Below are 26,368 nucleotides of genomic sequence, written 5' to 3' on the forward strand. Positions count from 1 at the left end.
ATCCATGAGCACGCCAATCTATGAGTTCACCAGCCACGTAGCAGGCAAGAATGCCAAAGTTGCCGTCTTCGAAGAGCATCTTGAATGGAAGAAGAGCGGCTCCGCCGCCGCCCGGGCCACTAAGGCAGGCTTCACACTAGGGCTGTCGCTTCTGGGCGGCAAGAAGGAAGAAACCGAGGTCGTTCCTTTCCGTCAGGTCACCAGCGTGGCAACAAAGAAGGACGGCCTGATGAACTCAATCGTGAACGTAACAACGGCTGGAGGCACCGTTGGCTTCCGTGTCTCCCACGCGGAAGCCAAGACGGTTCGGGACCTGATCCTCTCCCGCATCTGACAGAACCCGCAGTACGGGCCCGGGATCCTTTGATGATGCCGGGCCCTTTGGCTTTCCCCGTCATGTTCAGCGTGTTGAAGTCAGTTCCGCAGTCCTGAACGTTCAGCACCGCAAGCCGCGTCGACTCGATGGATCGCCCCTTCGGCACCCAAAAAACACACCATCCTCGCATCGCCTGCCTCCCTCTTGAACCCCTTCAATAAGCTATTTCAACAGGGAATTGATGATGAGTTGGCCAGTTCCGGATGGTGAAGCACTCCGGCCCAGCGCAGATCCTCCAAACTCTGGGCCAGCGCGGTGTCGTCCTGGGACTGCAGTGCTTCCTCCAGCCTGATGCTGATCGCCGCAGATACCACCTCGGGTTCATAGATCGACAGGGCGGCCGCGCCGAACTCCAGGAAGCCTGCGCCACTGCATACCGCGCACTCCTCGTCCACCAGCCCGGCCGCATTGCACAGGCAGGCAGGGCAAAGCCGCAAGACCTCGCGGAACGGGTCGAGCGACAGTCCACTTGGCTTCGACATGGCTACCTACCTTTAGGGTCGATCACGTCAGAGTTAGTGGCGGCAAGCGTCGGACTGCCGCGGTTGGTGCGGGCAAGCTTGAACCCTCGGAGCCAGCGGGCAAGCCGACGTACGATCTCCCCAAGTGGGCCGCCAGACCAATGATTCGATTCCTTAAATCCAGCTAGCTCACGGTAACGGCGAAGGCTAGCGTCAGGACTGAAGGAGTCCGCTTCAGAGATCAAACGAACCATGCGCCTTCTACGTCGACGAGTGGCAAACCCGTGTTGCCACAGGACGTAAATTGCAGCGAGCCCCACGCTAAACATGACCAAGCCAGACACGACGAAAACGGCTTGGACAGGATTTTGCGTCCAATCTGGTCTCGCCATATCGGGCGTGCCCTCGGCAACGATCATATAGAAGGCACCGGCGGCGGTGATCCCTATGAAGATACCAACCAAGGAGGGACGGGGACTTTGTCGAGCTAGCACGTGCGACGCTAGCTCCAGAGCAACGGTAGTGATCGAAGCGTCCAGCGCATCGGCCTCCCTTGAGTCGGATGCGATCATTTCTCTAGCCGAGTGGAGTTCCTTGAGCTGTTTCTGCAAGCCGTGCGTCCGGCGAAATTGGTCACCGTTTGTGAAAACGGCTGCAAGGCCTCCACTGCCGACTAACGCCGCGATAATCGCTACTATCTCCAACGAAGCTCCCTTCTTTGATGAGTCCGGCTGTCCGAGACAACCTCATCTTTGCATCGCTCATACCGTTAGGTTAAAGGAAACATCCCTGCTCCCTCCTGCATAACAAGGCGTACGAGCAAGGGAGTCAGTTGCCGCTGCTAGGTTGTCTGCATGGCGGAGGAACGGCGAGTAGGCAAGAAAACGCTGCGGCGCAAATACTCTGGGAATCCAGCTGCCGATGCGCGCGCAGCAGCCCGCCGCATTTACACCTTCGAGGACGCCAAACGTGACCTAAAGCCGGTCGGAGGCTTGACGTACGTCTACGTGCTCATGTTCAACCTAGATGGCACACCGACCAAGCCCTTTTACGTCGGTCAGGCGTTGAATCCCAGATCCCGCTTTAAAAATCATCAGATGCTGATGTGGCACTTTGCGAAGTTTGGGCGAAAGGCCCACGTGTTAATAGCAGGTATGGTTCCCAACGAGGACGCTGAACGCGCCGAACAAGACCTCATTCGGATGCTGAGTCAGGCCGAGTATCGACTGCTAAACAACGTCATCAAGGACTCGGCCATGTCGAAAAGACAGGAGCGTTACCGCCTCCGCGAGTATCCGCAGCAAGCCATCGTGAACTATCTGCGACTCCCGAAGCCGGGAGGCTCCGTGTTGCTTGAGTGGCAGGAAATATGGGCCGACTTCTCAGTGCTCACCGACGCGAGATAGACACAGTTCGGCGTTCGAGAGTGGTTTATCCACATAGGCGAGTTATTAGAAGCGCCCCCTTCTGATAATTGGGGTCCCTGACCCTGGAGCCCAGACGGGCAGTAGAGGGCACTCCCGTGGCTGGTTCTCACGGAGTGCCCCTCCAGCCCGCCCGGGGCCATGGGGATGGCACCAATTAGCAACACGCAGCACCAAAACGCGGCGTCCCCCACGCGTTCCAGCGGGTCAGCGAACCTACGGGTAACAGCCCCGGAGAGGAGTGAAGCAATGAAGATCAGCAAGCAGTCCAAGGTCCAGATGGCAGCCCGAAGCAAGGCCCAGCCCCTCACCTTCCAGCAGAAGGTGGCCCTGAAGCTCGGCCTGAACAAGTACGCCGCATGGGCCACCATCCACGCCACGATCGACCAGCGCTTGGAAGACAAGAAGCGTGCGGAGCTCGACGCCATGGTGGACCGGGCACTGTTCGCCGGGGCCACCCGCGCACCCGCCACCGGCGGCCCAATCCTCACCCGCGAGGAAGCCGAGGAAGCCCTCATGTTTAGCAACCTCCGCAACTCCCCGGCCATGCGTGTGCGCGTCGAGGCCACCGAGAAGAAGTACGGGCAGGACCTGCGTTCACTCCTCCGCGGAGGCCACCTGTGAGCGCACAGCAGGCCACGGCAGAGCAGAAGGACCGCATCACGATCCACGCCCCCACACGGCTCAGCGACTGGCTCCGGAGCATCGGTGACGCAACCGGCCTCACCCGCAATCAGGTGGCCCGCGCGAACCTCCTCATGGTCATGGACAGCGATGCCCCAGAGGAGCGAAAAGGCAACACCGGCGGGCAACCCATAGCGCAGGCAACACGCGACGAAAACGAACCGACGGAAGGGGGCGCAGCATGAGGAGCTACGAGGAGGTGGCAGCCGACTTCGAGGAGGCGCAGACTGGGCTGGTCGAGGCCCAGACAACGCTGAAGGAGCTGGACGCCAAGGCTGCCGCCGGTGAGGAGCTGGACAGCGCCGCATACAGCGAAGCGATCACCCAACAGAGGGTGCGGGCCCTGCGCGTGCAGGAGCTGACGAGGCAAAGGGACGCCGCCCGCGTTCTGGAGGCTGCCCGAGCTGCCAGGGCCAAGCGGGACGCTCTGGTGGAGGCTGCAGCCGCTAATCCGGCGCTCGACGAACTGGAGTTCACCCGCAAGGTCGTGGCCGCTGACAAGGCCGCGGAGGAGTTGTACCGGGCCTGTCTCGCCAAGGATGAGGCGTTCCGTCAGTTGGCACGTGATCTTGCCGCTTCAGGGCTGCCGCAAGTGGTTCCCGGCGACGAGAGCGATGGCATCCTGCATCAGGCCTATTCGCCCTCCGCCCAAAGGCACTCGGGGCCGCCGATCCGCGTTCGGGTCAACGGCCGCACCTTCAAGTTTGCTGGCGACAGTATTTGGGCCGGGTTCGTGCGGAAGGTCAAAGCCTTCCAATAGCCAGACTTGGGAGGGGTTTTCATGGTGGCGCCTCGCCCACAGGTCGCCGGGCCTTTCCTTCGGTTGGTGTGCCGGCGGCCGAAAAGGGGGGGTGCATCTTGGAGTGGAACCCGGGTGCGCCCCCCTCTCCTGTCTCTGCCGGGCCGGGCCGTTGCGCTATACCTAATTCTGAGATTACATCTGAGACGGAAATTAGTGGCTGTTGAGATACATTTCATAATCCGCCGCGGCGGCCATTACATCTTCGTACGTGACAAAGTCATACCCCTCGAGAAGGTAAGGACGATGGGACTGGGCGCCATTTATGCAAAGTACATCGTCGTGCCAGTCATAGTTGTAGGTCTCATCGTAATAACAGGACCAGCCTGCAGGCTCAGGGAAGTAACCTGGTATCTCCGATTCATCCGGAGTCCAACCGGGCTCTTCTTCAGGATGATACTCGTCCATTTCCGGCGCTTCGTAATACTCCGGATCGGAGGGGGCACAGCCACACAGTAAGGCGGCAGCGAATAAGGGCACCGAAATGGCTCTGAGATGTTTCACTGGGAAAAACTTAGCATCCGTAGCAGTCATCGAACCTCCTATATGGGCTCTACCACTTTGAGCGTGGTTGCAGGTGTTCAGCACGCTTGTTGCGCTGCCGTGTATAACAATAACCGGAGCCGATAAAGGCAGGACCTCGAGGTGGAGAGCTTTGCGGCCCATATGAGCAAGCGAAACTTCACGCGCAGGGATGTCACCTGCCTGTCCCGGCGCGCTGAGTGCTCCATCGTCGGCTCGATGATGCCCGCCAACTACTGGAATCTACAAACTGGAGTATAGCCAGAATTGCCGATTCATGCGGCTCCGGCAGCAAGAGCCGTCAAACTTGACTGTACGAAACTTCAACGGACCTTGATTTTCAAGAAGAACCTTTAGGCTACGCAAGTCGTTCAGGATTGCACCGGGAGTCCGTATGACTGTCACTCCCAAAAGCGTTGGTTTGAGCGCGGGCGTCCGCGGTGCACGCATCTCAGCGAATTCGTCCGGTCGGGTTACTCGCTCGCTTGGTATTCCCGGAACCGGCGTTTCGCACGTGAGCTCTGTCGGCAGTGGAGCTGCAAGGGCAAACCGCGCAGAAGGCTCCAAACGCGGTGCCCCTGTTGGGCAGGCGAACCCGCCGAAGATGACGCCGGGCATTTTTGCGGCGAAATGGGAGAAGGAACTATATCGTGTATTACTAGCGAAGCCTGGCGTCGTGGAGTTGGTGCGGGTCGGTACTCAATTTGAACAGGCACGCCCCATCGCGACCCTGTTTGAGACCATCTGGGGAGCGGTCCCAAATGATGATTGGAAGCGGGCTCTTGATCTGATGGGTTGGCTTTTCCAAAGCGAGTACGACCCGGCGCAAGACGACTTTCTTAACAAATATCTGCCTGGAGTCACGACCACGCTCGACATTGCGGATGGGGTGCAAGTTGCTCTGCCCTTGAGCAGGGACTTGATTGGGCTGCTGTTGGCCGAGTTGCACCAGAGGGTTGGCAACCTTAATTCGGCAGTGGATGTTGTCGAACAACTTGAACCGAGTACCATCGCTGCCGTTTCCCTTGCGGAACTTTATGCTGAGATGGGGCGCTGGCAGGGAGTAGTCGACCTCACCGAAGGCCTGACGAACACCGATGAAGCAGCGACCTTTCTCCTAATCCAACGGGGAATTGCCCTTCGGGAGCAGGGCTTTCCGGATGCTTCGCGTGAATCCCTCAAGGAAGCGCTTCGGGTCCGCAATCGCCCAGCAGAGTTGCGGCAGAGAGCCTTGGTAGAGCGAGCACTTACGTATCTAAGTGAAAGCAAACGTGGCATGGCGCGTAAAGAGTTCGAAAATGTGCTGTCCGAGAATAGTGCGTACCCCGGGCTGCGGGAGCACCTAGCCGAGCTGGAAGGATAGTTCCACGGGGCCCTGCACTAGGAAAAGTTACTGCGTGATCCCCGTATGCGCCTCGATCGGGGGGCCTACGTTCCTAGATCAACTGGTCGAGGGAATCTGCGTCTGTGGCTGCTGTTCTGGTCTCGGTTCCGTCGGCAGCGAAACTCAGCGCAGAGCCGTCAGGGCGTCTGATAGTCACAGCTTGCCCTTTGGCCTTAGCGAGCTGTTGCAGACGGGTTTGGGTTACCCGATTCAAATGGGGCGACCCAGCGGCGACGTGTGCGATGACTCCGTGGTCGTGGTCGACCCATTGCAGGGAGTTCATGCCGGGTACGTCGAACAGGACAGCGGTCACCTCGTGTGCTAGCGACTCCTGGAGGGAAAGCTTCGAATGGCCCAACTTCGCTTGAATCTGTCCCACGTCCCGCTGCAGCGAGCGAACCGTCGTCAGCACCTCGTCGAGAAGATCATTATCATCTCTTTTTGACTTCACCGTGTCTTGTTCTTCTGTGGGCGCTTTGGCGATTTCTTCCTTCAGCTCTGACCAATGGGCATTGAACAAGATCTCGAGGGTTCCATCGGTGAACGGGTCCTGTAGTTCTTTATTGAGCGACCGCACCAATGCAAACACGGCCTTCTCGTCGGATGCTTCCGTGTTCTGGAACTGCCTTAGGGGCCCCTGTACATCGCTGTCCGTTAGCCCCACCAGCAGGGGCGCCACGCGTGATCCCGTGACAGACTTGCCTAGAGCGCCGGCCTCAAAGTTGCTCCACGGGGAATACTGATTTGAAGGTGTAATGACCATGATGCCGTACGTCGTTGCTTCAAGCTCGGCTGCGATTTTGTTGAGGCCCCGGTCTCCTTTGTCAATGTCCTCAGAAGAAATAAAGGGCGTGACTTTGTTATCAAGAACCTTTGGCAGCCACGTCCGTAAGGCCGTGGCAACGTGTTGCGACATCTTCCCTGACCAGCTGATAAATACCTGCACCCCAGTGAGACCCTATCCAGATAGATGGGTCCCTCGGAGATGCACACTTGGTAATGCTACCGGTGCTTTCGGCCTGAATATTGCTTGATCGTGTGCTAACAATTTTGGGGTTCCCGGGAATGCTCCCTGTTCATTCATCCCTCTAACGTACGTCGAGGAATGGGAGTGTGCCCCCGTGGGATTGGCCTCCAGAGCAGTCGAGACCCCGAGTCGCCCAGCAGAAGCAGACCGCTGCCCAGGGCGAATTCGTGATTGGGCACCGTTAGCCGGGGAACCGCCGAAATCCTTGTGCGGCGCGGTGGCATCGGCGAGGATGCAGGTCATCCCGTGCTGTGAAGAAGGGTCGACGCGATGACAAAGTATCTGATCTCGTTTCCGAGTGCCGCCATGGTCGTCCCGAAGGAGGAGCTGCCGGCCGTTTCCGATGCATCGCACGCGGTGGTTCAGGAGGCGAAGGACGCCGGGGTCTGGGTGTTTGGCGGCGGCATCGATGAGAGCATCCCTCCCGTTATGGTCGACGGCGAAGGGGCCGTGAGTGAGGGCACCTACCCGCAGACGACGCAGCTTGAGGGCGGCTACGCGGTGCTGGAACTGCCCTCGTACGATGCTGCGTTGGAGTGGGCCGCGAAGATCGCGGCCGCTTGCCGTTGCGCACAGGAGGTCCGGGCCTTCCACAATGACCCCGCCAGCTGAGTCTCGGCTGGCGGGGTCCACTAGAACATGCGAAAAGGCCGGGTGCGGCATAGAGCCGCACCCGCCGTTTTCATTCACTGTGTTTCCGCAGGGTCCGCCGGTCCGCCCGACCATCGGGCTGCTTGTGGCGAAAGATGCGTGGACCTGGCGGCCCTGCGGAAAGATTTTGGTGCCGGCGGCCGACCGGGGGCTGGCTAGTGGACCCGGTCAACCGCCGGACAGATCAGGCTGCAGCAACCACCTTCACAGGCGACTTCTCCAGCAGGTAGTTCTGGTAGGCGGGGATCGTCAGGAAGGCCGGGAACTCTTCTCCGAGGGCGCACTCTTCGAAGATCTCGCGGGCGTCGTCGAACCGGTCGCCGTCGAACCGCGGCAGGGCGGCGAACTCTTCTTCGAGCAGTTCCCGGACCCATTCGCGGGTGATGATCTCGCCGTCGTCGGTCAGAGCGTGGGCGTGGATCCACTGCCAGATCTGCGAGCGGGAGATTTCCGCGGTGGCGGCGTCCTCCATCAGATTGTGGATGGCCACTGCGCCGTTGCCGCGCAGCCAGGACTCGATGTACTGGATGCCGACTTCCAGGTTGGTGCGGATGCCCTTCTCGGTGATGGTCCCTTCGGTGCCGGCGATGTTCAGGAGGGCACCGTCTTCGGGCGTGACGTCCTCGCGCTGGCGGTCCAGCTGGTTCGGCCGCGAACCCAGCACGGAATTAAACACCTCGCGGCAGACTGGCACCAGGTCCGGGTGCGCCACCCAGGAGCCGTCGAACCCGTCGGAGGCCTCGCGGGTCTTGTCCGCGTGCACCTTCTCCATGGCGATGGCGTTGGCCTCCGGGTCGCGGCGGCTGGGGATGAACGCGGCCATCCCGCCGATGGCCATGGCGCCGCGGCGGTGGCAGGCGCGGACCAGTTGCTCGGTGTAGGAGCGCATGAACGGCGCCGTCATGGTCACCTGCGTCCGGTCCGGCAGCACGAACCGCGGCCCGCGGGCCCGGAAGTTCTTGATCACCGAGAAGATGTAGTCCCAGCGGCCGGCGTTCAGCCCGGAGGCGTGGTCGCGCAACTCGTACAGGATCTCCTCCATCTCGAACGCGGCCGTGATGGTCTCGATCAGCACGGTGGCGCGGATGGTGCCCTGCGGGATGCCCAGCAGGTCCTGCGCCAGGATGAACACGTCGTTCCACAGCCGGGCTTCCAGATGCGACTCGATCTTGGGCAGGTAGAAGTACGGCCCGCGGCCCTGAGCGATCAGCCGCTGGGCGTTGTGGAAGAAGTACAGCCCGAAGTCCACAATGCCGCCGGCCACCGGTTCGCCGCCGATCAGCATGTGCTTCTCCGGCAGGTGCCAGCCGCGCGGCCGCACCACGATGGTGGGCAGGTCAGTCAGCGCCTGGCCGGTCAGCTTGTATTCCTTGCCGGTGTCGGAGACGAAGTCGATGCGCCGCTCCAGCACGTCAGTCAGGTTCAGCTGCCCGTTGACCACGTTGGACCAGCTGGGCGTGGAGGAGTCCTCCATGTCCGCCAGCCACACCTTCGCGCCGGAGTTCAGCGCGTTGATGGTCATCTTCTTCTCCACCGGCCCGGTGATCTCCACCCGGCGGTCCTCCAGCCCGGGCGCCGGGGGAGCGACCTTCCACGAGGAGTCCTCGCGGATGTGCCGGGTGCCGGGCAGGAACTTCGGGTCGTGCCCGCGGCCGATCGACCGGCGCCGGTTCTCCCGCTGGACCAGCAGTTCGCGCCGCCGGGCCGCGGTGGCCTGGTGCAGCCGGGCCACGAACTCCAGCGCCTGCGGCGTCAGCACCTCCTCCTGCCGGCGCACCGGCGGGGCCGTCAACGTAATCCCGTTCAAGGTAATCGGATCGTTCATCGCTCATTCACTCCTCAAGAAAACTTTTGTAAGTACGACGGCGGCGCCCGGTTTGGGCCCCAAAGGTGACCTTCAGATGAGGTGCGGAGCCGGGACCCGGAAAGCGGCTAATAGCTTCCGTAAGGCCGCCCGCGGCCGTCGGAAGGTCGTGCCGCGGCGGGTCCCGGCGCAGCGCCGGAGGTGAGCCCCGTCGTCGTTAGTGGAACTGGCCCTCTTCGGTGGAGCCGACCAGTGCCAAGGTGCTGCCGTTGGGGTTGAGCGCAGTGGAGATGGTGTCGAAGTAGCCGGTGCCCACTTCGCGCTGGTGCTTGGTTGCGGTGTAGCCGCGCTCTTCGGCGCCGAATTCGCGCTCCTGCAGGTCCACGTAGGCGCTCATGCCGTTGCGGGCGTAGCCGTGGGCCAGGTCGAACATCGAGTAGTTCAGGGCGTGGAAGCCGGCCAGCGTGATGAACTGGAAGGTGAAGCCCATCGCCCCGAGCTCGCGCTGGAACTTGGCGATCGTCGCGTCGTCCAGGTGCTTCTTCCAGTTGAAGGACGGCGAGCAGTTGTAGGAGAGCATCTGGTCCGGGAACTCGGCCTTGACCGCCTCGGCGAACTTGCGGGCCAGCTCCAGGTCCGGGGTGCCGGTCTCCATCCAGATCAGGTCCGAGTACGGGGCGTAGGCCTTGGCCCGGGCGATGCAGGGTTCGATCCCGTTGCGGACCTTGTAGAAGCCTTCGGGGGTGCGCTCGCCGGTGATGAACTCGGCGTCGCGCTCGTCCACGTCGGAGGTGAGCAGCGTGGCGGCCTCGGCGTCGGTCCGGGCGATGATCACCGAAGGGGTGCCGGCGACGTCGGCGGCAAGCCGGGCCGCGTTCAGGGTGCGGATGTGCTGGCCGGTGGGGATCAGCACCTTGCCGCCCAGGTGGCCGCACTTCTTCTCCGAGGCCAGCTGGTCCTCCCAGTGCACGCCGGAGGCGCCGGCGGCGATCATGGACTTCATCAGCTCGTAGGCGTTCAGCGGCCCGCCGAAGCCGGCCTCGGCGTCGGCCACGATCGGCACCAGCCAGTCCTCAACGGTCTGGATGCCCTCGGAGAACTCGATCTGGTCGGCCCGCAGCAGCGCGTTGTTGATCCGGCGGACCACCTGCGGCACCGAGTTCGCCGGGTACAGCGACTGGTCGGGGTAGGTGTGGCCGGAGAGGTTGGCGTCGGCGGCCACCTGCCAGCCGGAGAGGTAGATGGCCCGCAGCCCGGCCTTGACCTGCTGCACCGCCTGATTGCCGGTCAGCGCGCCGAGCGCGTTGGTGTAGCGGCCCTCGGCGGCCTCCTCGGTCAGCTGCTTCCACAGCTTCTCGGCGCCGCGCTTGGCCAGTGTGTGCTCTTCCTGGACCCGGCCGCGGAGTCGGACGACATCCGCTGCGGTGTAGTCGCGAGTGATGCCCTCCCAGCGGGAATCGGCGGCCCACTCGAGCTCCAGTGCCTTGGCCGCTTCCTCAGCGTTCATCGGGGCCGGCTCAAATGATGCAGTCATTGCTGTCTCCTGTTCGGTGTCGGGTCCGGCAGGTTCCGATCCTCGGTGATCGGTCCGGGGCAAATCCTTCGTAAAACCGACTATTCCGCACTGTGCAACAAGTAATCCATGGAAAATGCTGGAAAGATTTGCACTTCTTCTCGTATTCTCAAGAAATGACAACCACCAGCTGGAATCGTCCCGCCAAGCACGACGGCGGTGCCTCCTCCGAGCCCGAAATCGACGTCATCAGCCTGGGCCGGCGGGTGCGGCACCTGCGCAAGGCCCAGGGCATGACCCTGGACGATCTCGGTGCCGCCGTCGGCGCCGCGCCGTCGCAGCTCTCGCTGATCGAGAACGGCAAGCGCGAGCCCAAGCTCGGCATGCTGCAGGCCCTTGGCAAGGCGCTGGGAGTGGGCATCGACCAGCTGCTCGGCGCCGAGCCGCCCAGCCGCCGGGCCGCCCTGGAGATCGAGCTGGAACGGTACCAGCGAGGGCCGCTGTACGAATCGCTCGGGCTGCCCAAAGTCCGCGTGAGCTCGCGGCTTCCCCTGGACGTGCTGGAGTCACTGGTGGGGCTGCAGCATGAGCTGGAGCGCCGGCTGGACGAGCAGGCCGCCACCCCGGAGGAAGCCCGCCGGGCCAACACCGAACTGCGGGCGGAAATGCGCTCGCGCAACAACCACTATGAGGACCTCGAGGCCCAGGCCCAGGAGCTGCTCAAAGCGGTCGGGTTCAAAGGTGGGCCGCTATCGCACCACGTGGCCGCGGACATCGCCGAACACCTCGGTTTCAGCCTGCAGTACGTGAGCGATCTGCCGCATTCCACCCGGTCCGTGACGGATTTGAAGAACAACAGAATTTACCTGACCCAGGGCCACCGCTCGGAACACGACCCCCGTTCGGTGCTGCTGCAGGCCGTCGGCCACTACGTCCTGGGTCACCAGGCGCCCACCGACTACGCGGACTTCCTCCGCCAGCGCGTCTATACCAACTACTTCGCCGCCGCCCTGCTCATGCCCGAGCACGCCACCGTGGACTTCCTGCAAAAAGCGAAGGCCTCCAAGGAACTCGCCATCGAGGACCTGCGCGACGCCTTCAGCGTCTCCTACGAGACTGCCGCGCACCGCTTCACCAACCTGGCCACCCATCACCTGGGCATCACTTGCCACTTTCAGAAGGTGCACGTCTCCGGCATCATCCACAAGGCCTATGAAAACGACGGCGTGAACTTCCCCGCCGACCACACCGGCGCCATCGAAGGCCAGCCGGTTTGCCGCAACTGGACCTCGCGGGCAGTGTTCGACGTGCCGGACAAATTCCGTGCCTTCAACCAGTACACGGACACCAGGGCCGGGACGTTCTGGTGCACTGCCATCACGGAGCGGCACTCGTCGGGGGAGTACTCGCTGAGCATCGGCATCCCGTACAAGGAGGTGAAGTGGTTCCGCGGCCGCGACACCACCGAACGCTCCGTCTCCAACTGCCCGGACGAATCCTGCTGCCGCCGACCACCCGCCGACCTCGCCGCCCAATGGGCCGGCAACGCCTGGCCCAGCGCCCGCGCCAACTCCCACCTCCTCGCAGCACTCCCACCCGGTGCCTTCCCCGGAGTGGATGAGACCGAGGTCTATCAGTTTTTGGCCGCGCATGCTGACGGACAGTGAAGTAGCAGCGGTTTTTACTGGCACACGGCGCTAGCCGTCGTCAGCGTGCGGGGCGGCTACGGGAGGGGGTTCAGGCACGTCGGGCAGGTTGAGGAGGGCAAGGAGGTCAGCGCCCAAATTGGAGGCACGATATTTGCCTCCAAACACATGCTGGTGATGTTTTCACGAATTTTCTTCCTGTACCCGTCGACCAGCAGTCCGTCCGCCGGCGATGGTCTGCCCTGTGCGTCGACGCCCAACTTTATGATGTGGGATATGCGGTCGCTTGCATCTTAAATGCTCTTCAACTTGGCACGTATCCTCGGCTGGAAAGTTCTGTACGGTCGGGTGATCCCCTGACTGGAATTGTCTGCCCCTTGCCCGAGTAGCCGACGAATATCCCGCATCGCAGTCATCATGTCCGCCCAGCTCATCTCATTGGCGAAGTCATCACGGATGGCAGGTCGGTCCAAATAAGGAACGATGATCCGAAGCTCGTCTTCATCTGATCTCAAAGCCGGACCCGTAGTAGTGGTGAGGCTGTGAATTGCGTCATCTAATGCCCCCAATTCTGTGTCGGATAGGCCTAACAAGTTCAACCCGTTATTCAGCGAATATAGTCTTGCCTTAATGTTAGTCCCAGGAACGATCGACCATTCTGAAAGTTTTTTGTTTTCTACACATGTCACTCCGACGATGTGTAGATGCTGAACGTTCGACAGCAAGGTGCCGCTGCGCTTTAACTCTGCACGTAAAGCCGTGAGAGTTTTGTCGTACTTTTGCTTGGTCGCGTGGCGGGTCGCCTGAATAGCTACAGTTCCATCGGCGCTTAGAAGGTCAACGGCAGGGCTGTTGTTCTGCGTTGAATTGAGGTTGAACAGATTCCAGTTATGGGTAGCATTCAGGGCATCAAGAACCGCGGTTTCGCAATAGTCTGAAATTGTCTGGCCATTCCTGTCTAGAGATTCGACCTGATAGCGAACAATTGCCAGATTGCGGTGGATTCTCTGCCTGGCTTCGACTTTGTTCATCTGCCCCGTCCTTGTGTTGAAGAGTGTGTCTCTCCTAAGCATATGTCGGCGGTAGTGCCCGCGTTTATGGCGGGGCGCTCGTGATGAACATTAGCTCCGGTATGTGTGACGCAGTAGGAGTTCAAGAGACTATGATGTAAGGGCCTTTCCATCATGCATCGGTGCAGTCGAAATGCGGTTGCTGCTGCCCGTTTCTGTCACAGATTTGTTACGGCTCGACAGGGGCTGTCAGGAAACGACGGCCGACTCCACTAACCTTGAGGGTGTAATCCGTACACGGCCGCGCTGAGGGCGAGGGCACCTCGCAGCACCCATAGGACACGGGAGTTCACTGTCGCATGACCCTTTCCGATGCTCACGAGGGCAACTTTGCCTTGGGGTCACTACGTACGACGGCAAGCCACACGATCGGCGTCCCGCATCTGGTCGAACTCCTGCGGATCGTGCCAGCAGACGAGCCCCGTGAGCGCTACCGCGAAGCAGTCGTCGACGAGAACGTGCTCGGGCGCCCGACCCATACCGGCCGCCAACGCTCATTCCGACATTTGCGCGAGCTCTACTTTCTGGACCCCACGCAATCTGAATTCGCGGCGATGCGGCGTCTATGGGACGTCGACCCGGAGGCCCGACCACTGCTGGCAGGAATCCTCGCATTCACGCGCGACAGCATCTTGCGCGCCTCATTTCCGGCAATCCACCAAGCGTCCGCCGGCTCTATCGTCACGTCCGGCGACCTAACGAACGCGGTCACCGCTGTCTACGGGGCAGACCTCTCTGTTGAGACCCTCGGCAAGACCGGGCGCAACACGGGCGCTTGCTGGACGCAGACCGGTCATCTCGTCGGGAGGGTAAAGAAGGTTCGGCAGACGGTGGAGCCGTTCCCGGCGGCCATCGCGTTCGCGGCCTTCCTTGGTCACCTATCAGGCAACCGTGGCCTGAGCGTCCTTGCCACGCCTTGGGCAGCGTTGCTCGACCTTCCCCCAGGAACCGAACTGAATGCTCTGCGGACGGCCCACACACAGGGTTTGATCGATCTCCTCGTCGCCGGCAACGTGGTCGACCTCAGCTTCCCGCTCTTCGACGGGACTCGCGGATGAGCCGAGTCTCCGACCTCCTTGATGCCTACGCCGCAGAGTTGGCCCTCCCATGGCGGGCGGGTCTGTCCGGAGGCGAACGGGTCTGGATGCTCGTCTACCCACCGGACCTGGAGCGTTCGATGCGCGCCGCCCTGCCCCGACTCGAACTGGCGACCGGTCAAGCCGGCCACGGCTGGCACCAGATAGACGTCACTGACAACCTCGGTCGATGGCTCGCCGGGCATCGCTATGCCGAGGCCTTCTTCGAGGATCCCAGCGATCTCACGGCTGCCATCATCGACCAGTTTGAGTGCGATCTCGTCGCCGAGGTTCGCGAGCGACTCGCGGCAGCCTCGAGCAATGATGTCGCCGTTCTGGTGGGGATTGGGGCTATCTTTCCATTCCTCCGAGCATCGAGCGTCATCAAGGCGATCGATGAGGAAGTGAACGGACGGCTCCTTGTCCTGTTCCCAGGTCTCCATCACCCCGACACACATTCCTTCCGTTTGCTCGACGCCCGCGATGGATTCAACTATCGTGCCCGCGTCATCGACCCCCAGGAGGACACCACTACGTGACCATCAACAATGAACTCTTCACTCGCCGTCCGCTTGACTTCGAGATCCCGAACGATGGGGTCACCAACGTGGACCGACCCGACGGGTCGAATCAATGGAAGGTTCTTGAGTACGAGCTCACAAGCTTTGTCTGTGAAGGCGAGTACGAGCACGGCCTTGAGCGCATCCTCGACTCCTACATCCGTCACCGCGGAAGCACGACCCAGCCAGCGGTATGGGTGTCGGGCTTCTACGGTAGCGGCAAGTCGCACCTCGTCCGAGTGCTCCAGCACCTGTGGGCCGACACCGCTTTTCCGACTGGTGCCTCAGCTCGGGGTCTGACAAACCTTCCGCAAGGGGTGAAGGACCAACTCCTCGAACTTTCGACCCTCGGCAAGCGCGACGGGAGTGCGCCCTGGTCCGCAGCTGGCGCGCTGGACCGGAGCGGCGATACTCTCAACGCGGTGTTTCTGTCCATCGTTCTTGGTGCTGCCGGGCTGCCGACTCGCGTCGAACCCGCACAGGTAGCTCTCTGGCTCGCCGGGAAAGGCGATCTCGATTCAGTTCGTGCACACGTCGAAGCCGGAGGTGGGAACTTCATCCAGGAACTGAGCGAGTACAACCTCAGTACCCGACTTGCCGATGCCATCCTCGCCATCGATCCCGGTTTCGCTACAACCGGCGCGGACGTGCGAAAGGCCCTGCGCAGTCAATTCCCACCCGAGGCACGCTCACTCTCCACTGACGAGACGATCGCTCTGCTTCGGAAGGTCCTCCAGCACGTTGGCTGCGGTGTTCTCCCGCCGACTCTGATCGTGCTCGACGAGGTCCAGCAATACATCAGCGGTGACGGTGGCCGAGCGATGGAAGTGCAGAACCTCGTCGAATCCGTCTCGCGCGAGCTCGATGGGCGGGTGCTATTGGTCGCGACCGGCCAGCAAGAGCTCACCGCTGACGCCACTCTGCAGAAGATCCAGGACCGTTTCACCGTCAAGGTTGTCCTCAAGAACCAGGACGTTGATGCAGTGGTTCGGCGTGTGCTGCTCAACAAGGAACCTGCAAAGCGACCGGGGCTCGACAAGGCTCTGGGCGACGCCGCAGGCCCAATCTCCCGACAGCTCGTCGGCAGCAAGATCCAGCACACGGCACAGGACAATAGGGATCTGTCTGAGGATTACCCGCTTCTTCCTAGCCGCCGTCGTTTCTGGGAAAGCGTTCTTCGCCAGGCCGATGCCGGCCGGGCTGGGCAGCTTAGGTCCCAACTTCGTATCGTGCATGACGCGAATCGTCTGGTTGCGCCCAAGCCGGTCGGTACGGTGGTTGGCGCGGACTACCTCTATTCAGCAAAGCATGAAGATCTCAACGGTGCCGGCCTACTACTTAAGGAGACCCAGCGCCTAATTCATGAGCAGGGACAGAAGGACCCGCTTCGCGGACGCATCCTCGGCCTGGTCCACCTCATCAGCCTGCTTCCCACGTCTGGGCACGCTGACATCGGTGTTCGGGCAACGGCGGACCACCTCGCCGACCTTCTTGTAGAGGACCTTGCAAACGATGGCGCACGCCTGCGCCAAGACATCCCTGCCGCACTTGAGGCACTCACGGAGGAAGGAATCCTCCAGCGGGACGGCAACGAGTACCGACTCCAAACCGCGGCCGGCAGAACGTGGGACGAGGCGTTCCGGCGTCACTTAGTTCAACTGACCGATAGCGAGATCAGCACCGAGCGCGACGCCATGCTGCGCTCGGAAGTCGAGAAGGCGCTGCCCGTCGCGGTCCTTCAGGGCAGGGCCAAGGTGGCAAGAAAGATCAGCCTCCACACCGACTCCTCCCAGCCATCTGCCACCGACAACGTTCCTCTCTGGCTGCGCTCGGAGTGGGATGACGGGACCACCACCAAGCAGTTTGAGGACCTCGCCCGTGGCCTCGGCTCCAACTCTCCGATCGTGCTCGCGCATCTGCCCAGGGGCCAAGCTGCGGCCTTCGCCTCGGCCTTGCGCAACCAGATGGCTGCACAGCGAACGCTTGACCAACAGGGATTCCCGCAGGACGACGAGGGCAGGCAGGCCCGGCGTGCGATGGAGTCCCGCCACGCCCGCGCCCAAGGGCAGGCCCGCGAGCACGTGCGAGACATTCTCAGCAAGACTGGCGTCCTGCTTGGCGGCGGGGCTGCCCCCGCGGGCACCGCTCTGCGCGACCGCATTGAGAACGGGGCCGTGGCGGCAGCGACGCGGCTCTTCGACAAGTTCGATGCCGCGGACGACTCCCGCTGGCCGCAGGTGCTCGACCGAATCAAGAAGGGTTCGGGCGCAGATGCGCTCAAGGCCGTCGGTTATGATGGCGACCCCGAGCAGCATCCGGTCGTGAAGGAGGTCCTCGGCAGGATCGGGGGTGGCGGCACTCCCGCCAGTGATGTCGAGAAGGCCGTCGTGTCTGCACCCTTCGGCTGGCCGCGCGACGCCTTCATGGCAGCGACCGGGGTACTGCTCGACAACGGACTGATTAGAGCCACCATCAACGGCTCCGACGCGACCACAAGCCAAGTCTTGTCCCAGACCCGACTCGGCACAGTGCACTTGAGGCGAGAGTCGACTGTCCTCAAAGCGGCGGAGAAGATCGCAGCTCGGAGCCTCCTGAGCAAACTCGGGGTACAGGCTGATAACGAAACGCTGGTCCCGGCGGTCGAGCAAGCAGTCAGTGGTCTCGCACAGCGGGCTACCGCCCTCACAGGGTCAGCCCCATTGCCTGACATAACCCTTCCCGCCGGCATCGAGGTGGTGCAAAGAACATCCGGCAACGACCGCGTACACGCGTTCCTCGCTGCAAAAAACGAATTGGCGGACTTCGCCGAGCTATTGCAGATGCTGGAGCGGCGTCGTGCACCCAGGCTTGAAGCTCTGACAATTGCCCGAGCTCTCTCGGACGCCGCTGGAGACCTCAACAGTGCAGCTGAAGCACGCACACGGCTCCGGGCCTTCGAGAGCGCACGGGAGTTACTCTCGGACACCGACCAGATCGGTCCCATCGTGACCGACCTCGCCGGCGCCGTGCGTTACGCGGTCCACCAGGCCGCCGAGTCCTTGGAACAGGCCCGCCGACTGGCGGTTGACGACCTACTGCACCAGCAGGCTTGGTCGGCACTCGATCCCGAAACGCAGGAGCAACTCCTTGCCGAGCACCGTCTTGCGCCAGAGGCGAAACCAGAGCTCAGCGACGCTCAGGCTGTGCTGACAGCAGTTCAGCAACGTCCGCTCTCGTCCTGGGACGCCGTTCTCGACGCGGTGCCCGCGCGAGCATCGAAGGCACTTGAAGCCGCAGCCCGATTGAGAGCCCCCAAGGCGGGCACCGTCACGATTCCTGCAGTCATCCTCAGCAGCGCAGACGAGATCGACCCATACCTTGCCGCCCTTCGCCTGCGCCTCAACAAGGCCCTCGCCGAACACGACACTGTGGTGGTGAAGGGCTGATGGGAGACGTTCTCAACGCTGACCAGCGCGGTCACCTCAACAAAGCAGTCCTAAAAGCCAGAACCGCGGCCGAGAAGGCAGCCGCAGATGCACTGCACGCTCTCGCTGTGGCTGAACCCAGTCGACCGGCCTACCTGAGCGACGATGACAACGCTTTACGGCTCGCCCTGCGCGAGAAAGCACGGCAACTTGGGGACGACACTGCACGAAGCGGTGCGAGTCTGACCAACCTAGTCCGAGACGTGGCCTACGAGCAGTGGCATCGCCTCCTGTTCGCACGCTTCCTCGAAGTCAACGGCCTTCTTCGTCACCCCGAGTTTCGCGACACCTCGCTCACACTCGATGATTGCGCGGACCTCGCAGACGACCTCTGCGAGCCAGACGGCTGGTCTGTCGCCGCTCGCTTCGCATCGGAGATCCTCCCCGGTGTCTTCCGGCTAGATGACCCGGCAGTTCAGGTTCGATTTGCCACCGAGCACAGACTTGGACTGGAACGGATACTCCTCAACCTTGCCGAGGAGGTATTCGTTACCGAGGACGCCCTCGGGTGGGTCTACCAGTTCTGGCAGACGGCCGAAAAGAAGCGCGTCAACGATTCAGGTGCCAAGATCGGCGGCGCCGACCTCTCGCCCGTCACCCAGTTGTTCACCGAGAGCTACATGGTGCGGTTCCTACTGGAGAACTCCCTCGGAGCATGGTGGGCCGCGAGGTACCCCGATTCACCGCTCATCGAGACGTGGGAGTACCTCCGCCGCCTCGACAACGGGACAGCTGCGACTGGCACGTTTGATGAGTGGCCCCAGACCGCCGCCGAGGTCACCGTCATGGACCCGTGCTGCGGCTCGGGACACTTCCTGGTCGTGATGTTCAGCATGCTCTGGCGCATGAGGGCGGAGGAGGAAGGCCTCTCAGCGGCAGACGCACAGGACGCAGTTCTCCGCGACAACCTATACGGACTCGAACTTGACCCCCGTTGCACCCAGCTCGCCACCTTCAACGTCGCCCTCGAAGCCTGGAAACAGGGCGGGTTCCGCGAATTGCCGGCGCCGCAGATTGCGTGCTCGGGAGTGCCAGTACGAGGAACACGAGAGGACTGGGAGGCCCATGCAGGCGACGACGTTGAGCTTCGAAAGGTTCTCGTGCGGCTGCACCGTCTCTTCCGCCATGCTGATTCATTGGGGTCACTAATTGCTCCACGTACAAAAACCTCTGGTGAAACGCTCTTCGGACGGGATCTGAGTGTTGGAACTGATTGGGAATCAATTCGAGGGGCGCTCCGACAGATCCTTCGACTCGAAGAGCAAGATCGTACAGTGCTGGGTCATGCCGCCGACGATGTCGTGCACGCAGCGGGCCTGCTCGCGCAGACCTACACACTGGTCGCTACAAACGTCCCATTCCTCGGGAAGGGGAAGATGGCGGAGACGCTGCTAGCCTCCGAACCTTACGCTGCGGCGGCCGGTAAAGAAGATCTGGCCACGGTCATGTTGGAACGGTGTCTTCAACTCGCTGGAGATTCGGGTAGCGTCGCGGCGGTGTCGCCGGTTTACTGGCAGCAGATCGTGTCATTTCAAACCTTCCGCAAATGGCTGTTGAACAACGCCTCCCTTCAAATTGTTATGCAACTGGGCCCGGGCGCATTCTCCGAAATCTCAGGCGAAGTCGTCCAGCCGGCTCTCACAATCATGTCGACCAAACCCGTGTCTGAGTCGGTTGTAAGCATCGCTATGCTAACCGACCGCGCCCCGGAGGAATATGCTCGATCGCTAAGGTCGCTCTTGCCCATCATGACGACGCAGAGTGAATTGACAAGCAACCCCGACAGTCGCATCTCACCCCCTTCATATACGAATCAGCCGTCCCTAAGTCATTTTGCGCGGGCGTGGCAAGGCATTAAGACGGGTGACAACGACTTTCATATCCTCAAGCATTGGGAGGTCCCCGAAGTCGAGGAACCATGGCTCCCGATGCTTTCTAGCCCAAACGAAACCGACTACTTTGCGGGCCGTGAACTGATTATCCGGGACGGCAGGCAGGGCAGGGCGACACAATGGGCACGTATACAAGGGCTTGAAGCTTGGACGAAATGCGGAGTAGCTGTATCTGCCGTCGGCCGATTTAGATCAACGCTTTACTGCGGTGAGCCCTTCGATAGTTCACCGACGATCCTTATTCCCCGAGATCCGGACGACCTCCGTGCCATCTGGGCATTCACTGTGAGCGGCGAACTCGAAGCCGAAGTGCGCAAGATTGACTCCAAGACGGCGGTAACCACAGCGACCGTCACCAAGGTTCCTTTTGATCGTGCGCGTTGGCAGAAGGAGGCTGACCAGATGGATTCGCTGCCGACCCCCATCTCCGACGAGCCTACCCAGTGGCTCTTTAGAGGCAACGTATCAACCTCGACGCAGCCGCTCCAGGTTGCTCTTGCACGAATGCTTGGCTATCACTGGCCAAGCCAAGTACCAGACGAGCTCGATCAATTTGTTGATGGCGACGGTATTGCGGTACTCCAGTCGCTCCCAGGAGAGCCAGATCTAGCTACCAGGCTGCGCGAATTGCTTGCTGCGGCATACAGCGACCAGTGGTCGAGCGCACTCGAACGGAAACTGGTCACCGAAGCGGGTGGGAAGAACGGCCGGCTTGAGGACTGGCTGCGCGACGGCTTCTTCGCCCAGCACGTGCAAGTGTTCGGCAACCGACCCTTCCTTTGGCACATCTGGGACGGCCGCAAGGATGGCTTCTCGGCAATAGTCAACTACCACCGGCTCGACCACCGGACTCTTGAGAAGCTCACGTTCACTTCTTTGGGCGCATGGATTGAGCGGCAGAAGCACGAGACCGCCGCCGGTCGAGCTGGTGCTGACACGCGCCTCACCGCCGCCCAGAACCTACAGGAACGTCTCAAGCTGGTTCTGGAAGGAGTGCCGCCGTACGACGTGTACGTGCGCTGGAAGCAGTTGCACGAGCAGCCGATCGGTTGGCATCCCGACCTTAACGACGGAGTACGCCTGAACATCCGCCCCTTCATCACGGCGGGTGTACTGCGGTCCAAAGTCAACGTGAGTTGGAAGAAGGATCGCGGTGCGAACCCTGACGGGTCGGAGCGCATCAACGATCTTCACCCGACTCTGGAGGAGCGACGTGAGGCACGACGGCTGACAGGAGTGAAACTGTGACCGCGGTGCGGGCCGTCGTTGCGCACGCTCTGCGTGACGCAGCGAAGTACAACTCGGATTCGAGTGCACCCCCCGCCGCCGTGTTATGGCCCGACCCAGATCGTGTGTGGGAGCCGGTCATCGGCCTTCTCCAGGAGGCCGTCCCGATCCTCGTGCTCGGCGACTACGACACTGCGAAGGCCCAAGGACCTGCGATATGGGTCCGCGCAGTCCTTGCAGCGCCGGAATCGGTGGACCTTCCCGCACATCTAGCCGAACACAGCGACAAGAACCCGTGGGTGATCTATCTACCGGGCCTCGGTCGAAGTGCGCTCTCGGATGTCACCAGCCCCGACCCGGCGGTGTCGCCTCTTGTTGAGGTAGCACTCCGCTCCAGCTGGTGGCCGTCCGCGCATGGGCAAACGCTGTGGAGCCCACACGCGTTCCTGGGATCGAAGAACGGCGCTGGCTTGGATCTTGCGGGGGATGCAAAGACGCGGTCGGCTTTGGAAGACGTGCTCGACCGTCTGCTCACTGAGGACGTCGAAGAGTTGAAGCGCATGGGCCGTGTTGACGCCTCACGGTTGCACTCCCTCGTTATATCCGACATGGTCCGCACCTTGCTGGACTGGCTGGACGATCCCGACGGCACTCGCAATGCACTTCAGGGAGCTCGCTGGAACGCCTTCGTCGAGGCATGTCGCACGACGTACAACTTTGATCCGGTCAAGGATGGCGTGCTCACCGCTGCCGCACGTCTCGGGACACGGGAAGGCGCTTGGGGCGACGTGTGGGCGCGGTACTCGGATAACCCTCGTAGATACCCCAACCTTCCCGCCATGCTCGATCAGGCGCGTCCCCCCGGTGAACTTTTCGGCAGCACCGATCCGCATCCAGACTCTTGGCCGTCGTGGAACGTTGAGCAGGAAGATGACCTTCGCAGGTCTCTCGGTGCCCTTGCCGACAAGAGCGACCCTGATCAGACGCGCGAATTGGTGCGGTCCATGGCTGCCATCCATCTGCGTCGCGAGGAGAGCGTTTGGGGCGAGCTCGGGCAAGCCCCGCTAGCAAGGGCAATAGGCTTGTTAGCCGAGCTGATAGATCTTACTGCCGCCGGCCCGTCCGGGACCGCCCTGCCTTCCCTCGTGAATTGGTACGCGGCTGACGGCTACAAGGTCGATGACTTGGCGCTCCGCGTCCTCGCCACCTCGCCGACCGCGGCAGACCGTGGCGCTGTCTGCAGGGCGCTCGAAGTCATCTATGACCCTTGGCTCGAACAAGTGGTCCGCACCTTCCAAACCGCGGCGGCTGCCGGCTACGAAGGCCAAATTGGCCTCGATGTTCAATCGGGCACTTGCGTCGTCTTCGTTGATGCCCTCCGATTTGACTTGGCACAGCGGTTAACGAAGCGCCTCACATCTCGAGATACTGCCATCTTCCCGCGTCTTGCAGCGTTCCCCACCGTTACGCCGACGGGCCAGCCGGCTGTTGCGCCTGTGAAAGCGAAATTCGGTGGCGGCCAGGCCTTCGACGCGGCGGATATTCGAGGGCGCTCGGTGAAGGGGCAGGTTTTCCGGGCAGCTCTGTCCGATGCGGGTGTCCAGTACCTCGATTGGAAGTCCTCTGAGACTGGAGAGACCAATGGCATCGGTTGGACTCAGACCAACACCATCGATGCGCTCGGCCACGACCACGGGCATGCGCTGTCCGACATGGTCGATCAGCAACTTGATCTCGTTGCAGAACGAATTCAGGGTCTTCTCGCGGCAGGCTGGCGACACGTCATCGTCGTGACCGACCACGGCTTTGTTCTGCCAGCGGGTCCTGCGCTGAAGGTGACGCTGCCCCTTGCGATTACAGAAGGCGATGCCGCACGCAAGCCCCGAGTCGCTAGGTTAAAAGCCGGGGCGACGCGCCCAGACCTTCCGATCATCCCGTGGAGTTGGGATTCGTCAGTCGACATGATCAGCGCGCCTGGAGCCGCTGCCTTCGAGGCTGGAACCTACTATGAGCACGGCGGCTTAAGCCCCCAGGAGTGCGTTATCCCGGTCATCGAAGTTTCTGCTCAGACGCGTGCAGCGGGACCCGCACAAATCGAGGGAATCCGTTGGACGGGGCAGCGCTGCCGCATTGACTTCGAGCCTGCAGAGGCCGATGTCGTGGCAGAGGTTCGCCTTTCCCCCGGAGACCAAAACAGCACAGTCGGTGGCCCAAAGCCGCCATCCGAGCCTGGAGAGATCAAGGTGCTTGTCGACGAGGAACAGGCTGCTAAAGGCACCGCGGCGTACGCCGTGCTGATTGGGCCAAACGGCGCCGTCATTGCCCAGCACCCAACGAAGGTGGGAGGCATGGAATGACCGAAGAAATCGTGCTCGACCCGATCGACGAGCTAGCAGCGTCGGTCTTTGAGGGCTATGTGGTCCGCAAGGACCTCGCTCAGCAGTTCAAGGGCGCCTACCCAGTACCGACCTACGTCGGTGAGTTCCTCATCGGTCGCTATTGCGCCACCACTGATCCCGAAGAGATCGAGGAAGGATTGCAGGTCGTTCGCCGGCTGCTCGCCGACCGCACCGTTCGGGCCGGGGAGGAGGAGCTTTTCAAATCCCGCGCCCGTGAACAGACGACGATCAAGCTCATCGACTTGGTCAAGGCACGGCTGGACACAAAGGCGAACGCATACCTTGGGGAGCTGCCGAGTCTCGGCCTCAAGGACGTCCGCATCGACGACGCCGTAGTTCGTGACAACGAGCGCATGCTCACCGGTGGCTTCTATGCCGAAGTGGACCTCTACTACGACGCCGTCATCGCCGATGAGAACAACGGCAAGCCCTTCGCCATCGGGTCGCTTCGTCCGATCCAACTCTCGACCCGTGATTCACTGGCTCGGTTGGCTGAAGGCCGCTCACGCTTCACGACTGAGCAGTGGAAACACCTCCTGCTCAGGTCGGTCGGATTTGAGCCAGAACAGCTCACAGATCGCGAGCAAGACGTTCTCCTGCTACGGATGATCCCGTTCGTCCAGCGCAACTTCAACATGGTGGAGCTGGGACCGCGCGGTACCGGCAAGTCGCACCTGTTCCAGCAGGTCTCGCCGTACGCACACCTCATCAGCGGTGGCAAGGCGACCGTCGCGCGAATGTTCGTCAACAACGCGACCGGACAGCGTGGCCTGGTTGCCCAGTACGACGTCGTCTGTTTTGACGAGGTCTCAGGCGTCTCCTTCGATCAGAAGGACGGCGTCAACATCATGAAGGGCTACATGGAATCGGGTGAGTTTTCCCGTGGCCGAGAGTCGATCCGAGCTGATGGGTCGATCGTTCTCGTCGGAAACTTCGACGTGGATGTCGCTCACCAGCAGAGAGTCGGTCATCTGCTCTCGCCCCTTCCGCCTGAGATGCGGGATGACACGGCTTTCATGGACCGAATCCACGCGTACATACCGGGATGGGACGTCCCGAAGCTCAACCCCTCCTACTTCACCCGCCACTTCGGTTTGGTGAGTGACTTCCTCTCCGAGTGCTGGTCACGTCTCCGCGACCAATCACGCTTGACAGCGGTCCAAGGGCGGGTCAACTATTCCGATGCGCTCTCCGGGCGGGATCTGTCAGCCGTCAACAAGACGGTCGATGGTCTACTGAAATTGATCTATCCTGACGCCGAGGTGCCGATTCCGAACGAGGACCTTGAATGGGCAGTCCGAATCGCACTCGAATGCCGCCGTCGCGTCAAGGAGCAGCAACGACGCATCGGTACGGCCGAGTTCCGCAATACCCAATTCGGTTACCGGATTGGCGAAGGAATTGAGCAATTCGTTTCAACCCCGGAGATGGCAAGCCCTGACACGATCGGCTTGGATCCCCTCCCGCCGGGTCAGGTGTGGGCAATCGCCGAGGGCGGCCGAGAAGTCGGCCCTGGCCTCTACCGCATTGAGGCAGCGGACACCCTGGGAGCCGGGGCGCGTGGCTTGCTCAACCAGGCAGCGCCAGCTCCGCTTCGCGAAAGTTTCAAGGTGGCGGAGCAGAACCTCGTTGCCCAGGCACGCACTCTCGTCGGCGACCGTGATCCCCGCGAACACAACCTAACGGCGCAGGTTCGGGCACTAGATGCGGCGAAGTCCGGGGCTGGGCTTGGCTTACCGATCCTTCTTGCCCTCGCGTCCTCCATGCTTCAACGATCCGTTCGTGGCGGGCTAATCGCAGTTGGTAATCTCTCGCTGGGTGGCGGCATCGAGACCGTGCTCAACGCAGCCGCGCTCGCTGAGCATGCCATGGAGAAGGGTGCGTCAACGCTTCTGCTTCCCGTGTCGGCTCGCAGGCAACTGCTAGACGTCAGCGACGAGGTGGCCACTAAGGTCTCGTTCCTGTTCTATAGCGACGCCCGCGATGCTCTTGTAAAAGCACTAGACGAGTGACGCAATCCTTGGCAGGGTGGTCCGGCCACTCAATGTGGCTTGCGCTTCGTTGAACGACACTGGCCGCACCGGCCAGATGCAAGACATCGTGCGTACTATTCAGGCGGCACAGGACAAGCTGGTCCGCGCTAACAAAGATCAATCCTCATCATTCAAGGTGGGCCAGGTGCTGGCAAGACGGCCGTTGCCCTACACCGCGCGTCTTGGCTGTTATACACATACCGTGATGAGCTTCCCGCGGATGACTTGCTGGTGGTTGGGCCGAATCCCGCCTTTACTAAGTACACTCAACAGGTTCTGCCATCTCTCGGAGACCAACGCGTCCAACAAACGTCGATCCAAGAATTGTTGGCTGGCGGTCTTGCGGTGCGAGCCGC

The 26,368-nt window shown here is 61.7% G+C and carries 19 protein-coding genes and 1 pseudogene; 14 read left to right on the forward strand and 6 right to left on the reverse strand.

From position 1 onward, the window contains the following. Window positions 1–4 precede the first annotated feature (4 nt). Window positions 5–334, forward strand: a complete 330-nt coding sequence (locus tag AC5RWG_RS11640) for a hypothetical protein (RefSeq protein ID WP_494166973.1) — start codon at window positions 5–7, stop codon at window positions 332–334. A 209-nt stretch (window positions 335–543) separates the two neighbouring features. Here AC5RWG_RS11640 and AC5RWG_RS11645 read toward each other — a convergent pair whose 3' ends face one another. Further along, window positions 544–858 (reverse strand): hypothetical protein, encoded by a 315-nt coding sequence (locus AC5RWG_RS11645; RefSeq protein ID WP_494166974.1) that lies wholly within the window; start codon window positions 856–858, stop codon window positions 544–546. Window positions 859–1,691: 833 nt separating this feature from the next. Here AC5RWG_RS11645 and AC5RWG_RS11650 point away from each other — a divergent pair. The 4 genes from AC5RWG_RS11650 (at window position 1,692) to AC5RWG_RS11665 (ending at window position 3,705) form a co-directional block, all read left to right on the forward strand. Then, window positions 1,692–2,243 (forward strand): GIY-YIG nuclease family protein, encoded by a 552-nt coding sequence (locus AC5RWG_RS11650; protein ID WP_494166975.1) that lies wholly within the window; start codon window positions 1,692–1,694, stop codon window positions 2,241–2,243. A 267-nt stretch (window positions 2,244–2,510) separates the two neighbouring features. Continuing rightward, the gene (locus AC5RWG_RS11655; RefSeq protein WP_494166976.1) at window positions 2,511–2,885 is read left to right on the forward strand and encodes a hypothetical protein; all 375 of its coding nucleotides are present in this window, start codon (window positions 2,511–2,513) and stop codon (window positions 2,883–2,885) included. Continuing rightward, a complete protein-coding gene (locus AC5RWG_RS11660; protein WP_494166977.1) occupies window positions 2,882–3,130 on the forward strand; it encodes a hypothetical protein in 249 nt (82 codons plus the stop codon). Before AC5RWG_RS11655 ends, AC5RWG_RS11660 begins: the two co-directional genes overlap by 4 nt. Further along, window positions 3,127–3,705, forward strand: a complete 579-nt coding sequence (locus AC5RWG_RS11665; protein WP_494166978.1) for a hypothetical protein — start codon at window positions 3,127–3,129, stop codon at window positions 3,703–3,705. Before AC5RWG_RS11660 ends, AC5RWG_RS11665 begins: the two co-directional genes overlap by 4 nt. A gap of 192 nt (window positions 3,706–3,897) precedes the next feature. On the opposite strand, the gene AC5RWG_RS11670 is transcribed toward AC5RWG_RS11665, so the two are convergent. Then, window positions 3,898–4,278, reverse strand: a complete 381-nt coding sequence (locus AC5RWG_RS11670; RefSeq protein ID WP_494166979.1) for a hypothetical protein — start codon at window positions 4,276–4,278, stop codon at window positions 3,898–3,900. A gap of 352 nt (window positions 4,279–4,630) precedes the next feature. Here AC5RWG_RS11670 and AC5RWG_RS11675 point away from each other — a divergent pair. Then, a pseudogene (locus AC5RWG_RS11675) lies at window positions 4,631–5,629 on the forward strand (DUF4236 domain-containing protein); the annotation flags it as partial. Window positions 5,630–5,702: 73 nt separating this feature from the next. On the opposite strand, the gene AC5RWG_RS11680 reads toward AC5RWG_RS11675, so the two are convergent. Continuing rightward, on the reverse strand, window positions 5,703–6,596 hold the full coding sequence (locus tag AC5RWG_RS11680) for a TIR domain-containing protein (protein WP_494166980.1): 894 nt from the start codon (window positions 6,594–6,596) through the stop codon (window positions 5,703–5,705). A gap of 351 nt (window positions 6,597–6,947) precedes the next feature. Between AC5RWG_RS11680 and AC5RWG_RS11685 the strand changes: the two genes are divergently transcribed. Continuing rightward, the gene (locus AC5RWG_RS11685) at window positions 6,948–7,289 is read left to right on the forward strand and encodes a YciI family protein (protein WP_494166981.1); all 342 of its coding nucleotides are present in this window, start codon (window positions 6,948–6,950) and stop codon (window positions 7,287–7,289) included. A gap of 223 nt (window positions 7,290–7,512) precedes the next feature. Here the strand turns inward: AC5RWG_RS11685 and aceB are convergent, their stop codons facing one another. Next, window positions 7,513–9,153 (reverse strand): malate synthase A, encoded by a 1,641-nt coding sequence (aceB, locus tag AC5RWG_RS11690; protein ID WP_494166982.1) that lies wholly within the window; start codon window positions 9,151–9,153, stop codon window positions 7,513–7,515. Between the two features lie 196 nt (window positions 9,154–9,349). Further along, window positions 9,350–10,666, reverse strand: a complete 1,317-nt coding sequence (gene aceA / locus AC5RWG_RS11695) for an isocitrate lyase (protein WP_494166983.1) — start codon at window positions 10,664–10,666, stop codon at window positions 9,350–9,352. A gap of 128 nt (window positions 10,667–10,794) precedes the next feature. Here aceA and AC5RWG_RS11700 point away from each other — a divergent pair, with 128 nt between their 5' ends. Then, window positions 10,795–12,312: a helix-turn-helix domain-containing protein gene (locus AC5RWG_RS11700; RefSeq protein WP_494166984.1), complete on the forward strand. Its 1,518-nt coding sequence runs from the start codon at window positions 10,795–10,797 to the stop codon at window positions 12,310–12,312. Between the two features lie 272 nt (window positions 12,313–12,584). Here the strand turns inward: AC5RWG_RS11700 and AC5RWG_RS11705 are convergent, their stop codons facing one another. Further along, window positions 12,585–13,322 (reverse strand): SMEK domain-containing protein, encoded by a 738-nt coding sequence (locus AC5RWG_RS11705; RefSeq protein WP_494166985.1) that lies wholly within the window; start codon window positions 13,320–13,322, stop codon window positions 12,585–12,587. A 338-nt stretch (window positions 13,323–13,660) separates the two neighbouring features. Here AC5RWG_RS11705 and AC5RWG_RS11710 point away from each other — a divergent pair, with 338 nt between their 5' ends. The 6 genes from AC5RWG_RS11710 to brxL are packed head-to-tail and all read left to right on the forward strand — an operon-like array spanning window position 13,661 to window position 25,991. Beyond that, on the forward strand, window positions 13,661–14,419 hold the full coding sequence (locus tag AC5RWG_RS11710; protein WP_494166986.1) for a hypothetical protein: 759 nt from the start codon (window positions 13,661–13,663) through the stop codon (window positions 14,417–14,419). After that, window positions 14,416–14,976 (forward strand): BREX protein BrxB domain-containing protein, encoded by a 561-nt coding sequence (locus tag AC5RWG_RS11715; protein ID WP_494166987.1) that lies wholly within the window; start codon window positions 14,416–14,418, stop codon window positions 14,974–14,976. The genes AC5RWG_RS11710 and AC5RWG_RS11715 overlap by 4 nt, the downstream gene beginning before the upstream one ends. After that, window positions 14,973–18,422 (forward strand): BREX system P-loop protein BrxC, encoded by a 3,450-nt coding sequence (brxC, locus tag AC5RWG_RS11720; protein ID WP_494166988.1) that lies wholly within the window; start codon window positions 14,973–14,975, stop codon window positions 18,420–18,422. The genes AC5RWG_RS11715 and brxC overlap by 4 nt, the downstream gene beginning before the upstream one ends. After that, window positions 18,422–21,601: an Eco57I restriction-modification methylase domain-containing protein gene (locus AC5RWG_RS11725; protein WP_494166989.1), complete on the forward strand. Its 3,180-nt coding sequence runs from the start codon at window positions 18,422–18,424 to the stop codon at window positions 21,599–21,601. Before brxC ends, AC5RWG_RS11725 begins: the two co-directional genes overlap by 1 nt. After that, window positions 21,598–23,937, forward strand: a complete 2,340-nt coding sequence (pglZ, locus tag AC5RWG_RS11730) for a BREX-1 system phosphatase PglZ type B (RefSeq protein ID WP_494166990.1) — start codon at window positions 21,598–21,600, stop codon at window positions 23,935–23,937. Before AC5RWG_RS11725 ends, pglZ begins: the two co-directional genes overlap by 4 nt. Then, entirely contained in the window at window positions 23,934–25,991 is a 2,058-nt protein-coding gene (gene brxL, locus AC5RWG_RS11735) for a protease Lon-related BREX system protein BrxL (protein WP_494166991.1), read from the forward strand. Before pglZ ends, brxL begins: the two co-directional genes overlap by 4 nt. Window positions 25,992–26,368 lie beyond the last annotated feature (377 nt).

The organism is Arthrobacter sp. Y3221160 (assembly GCF_059092585.1).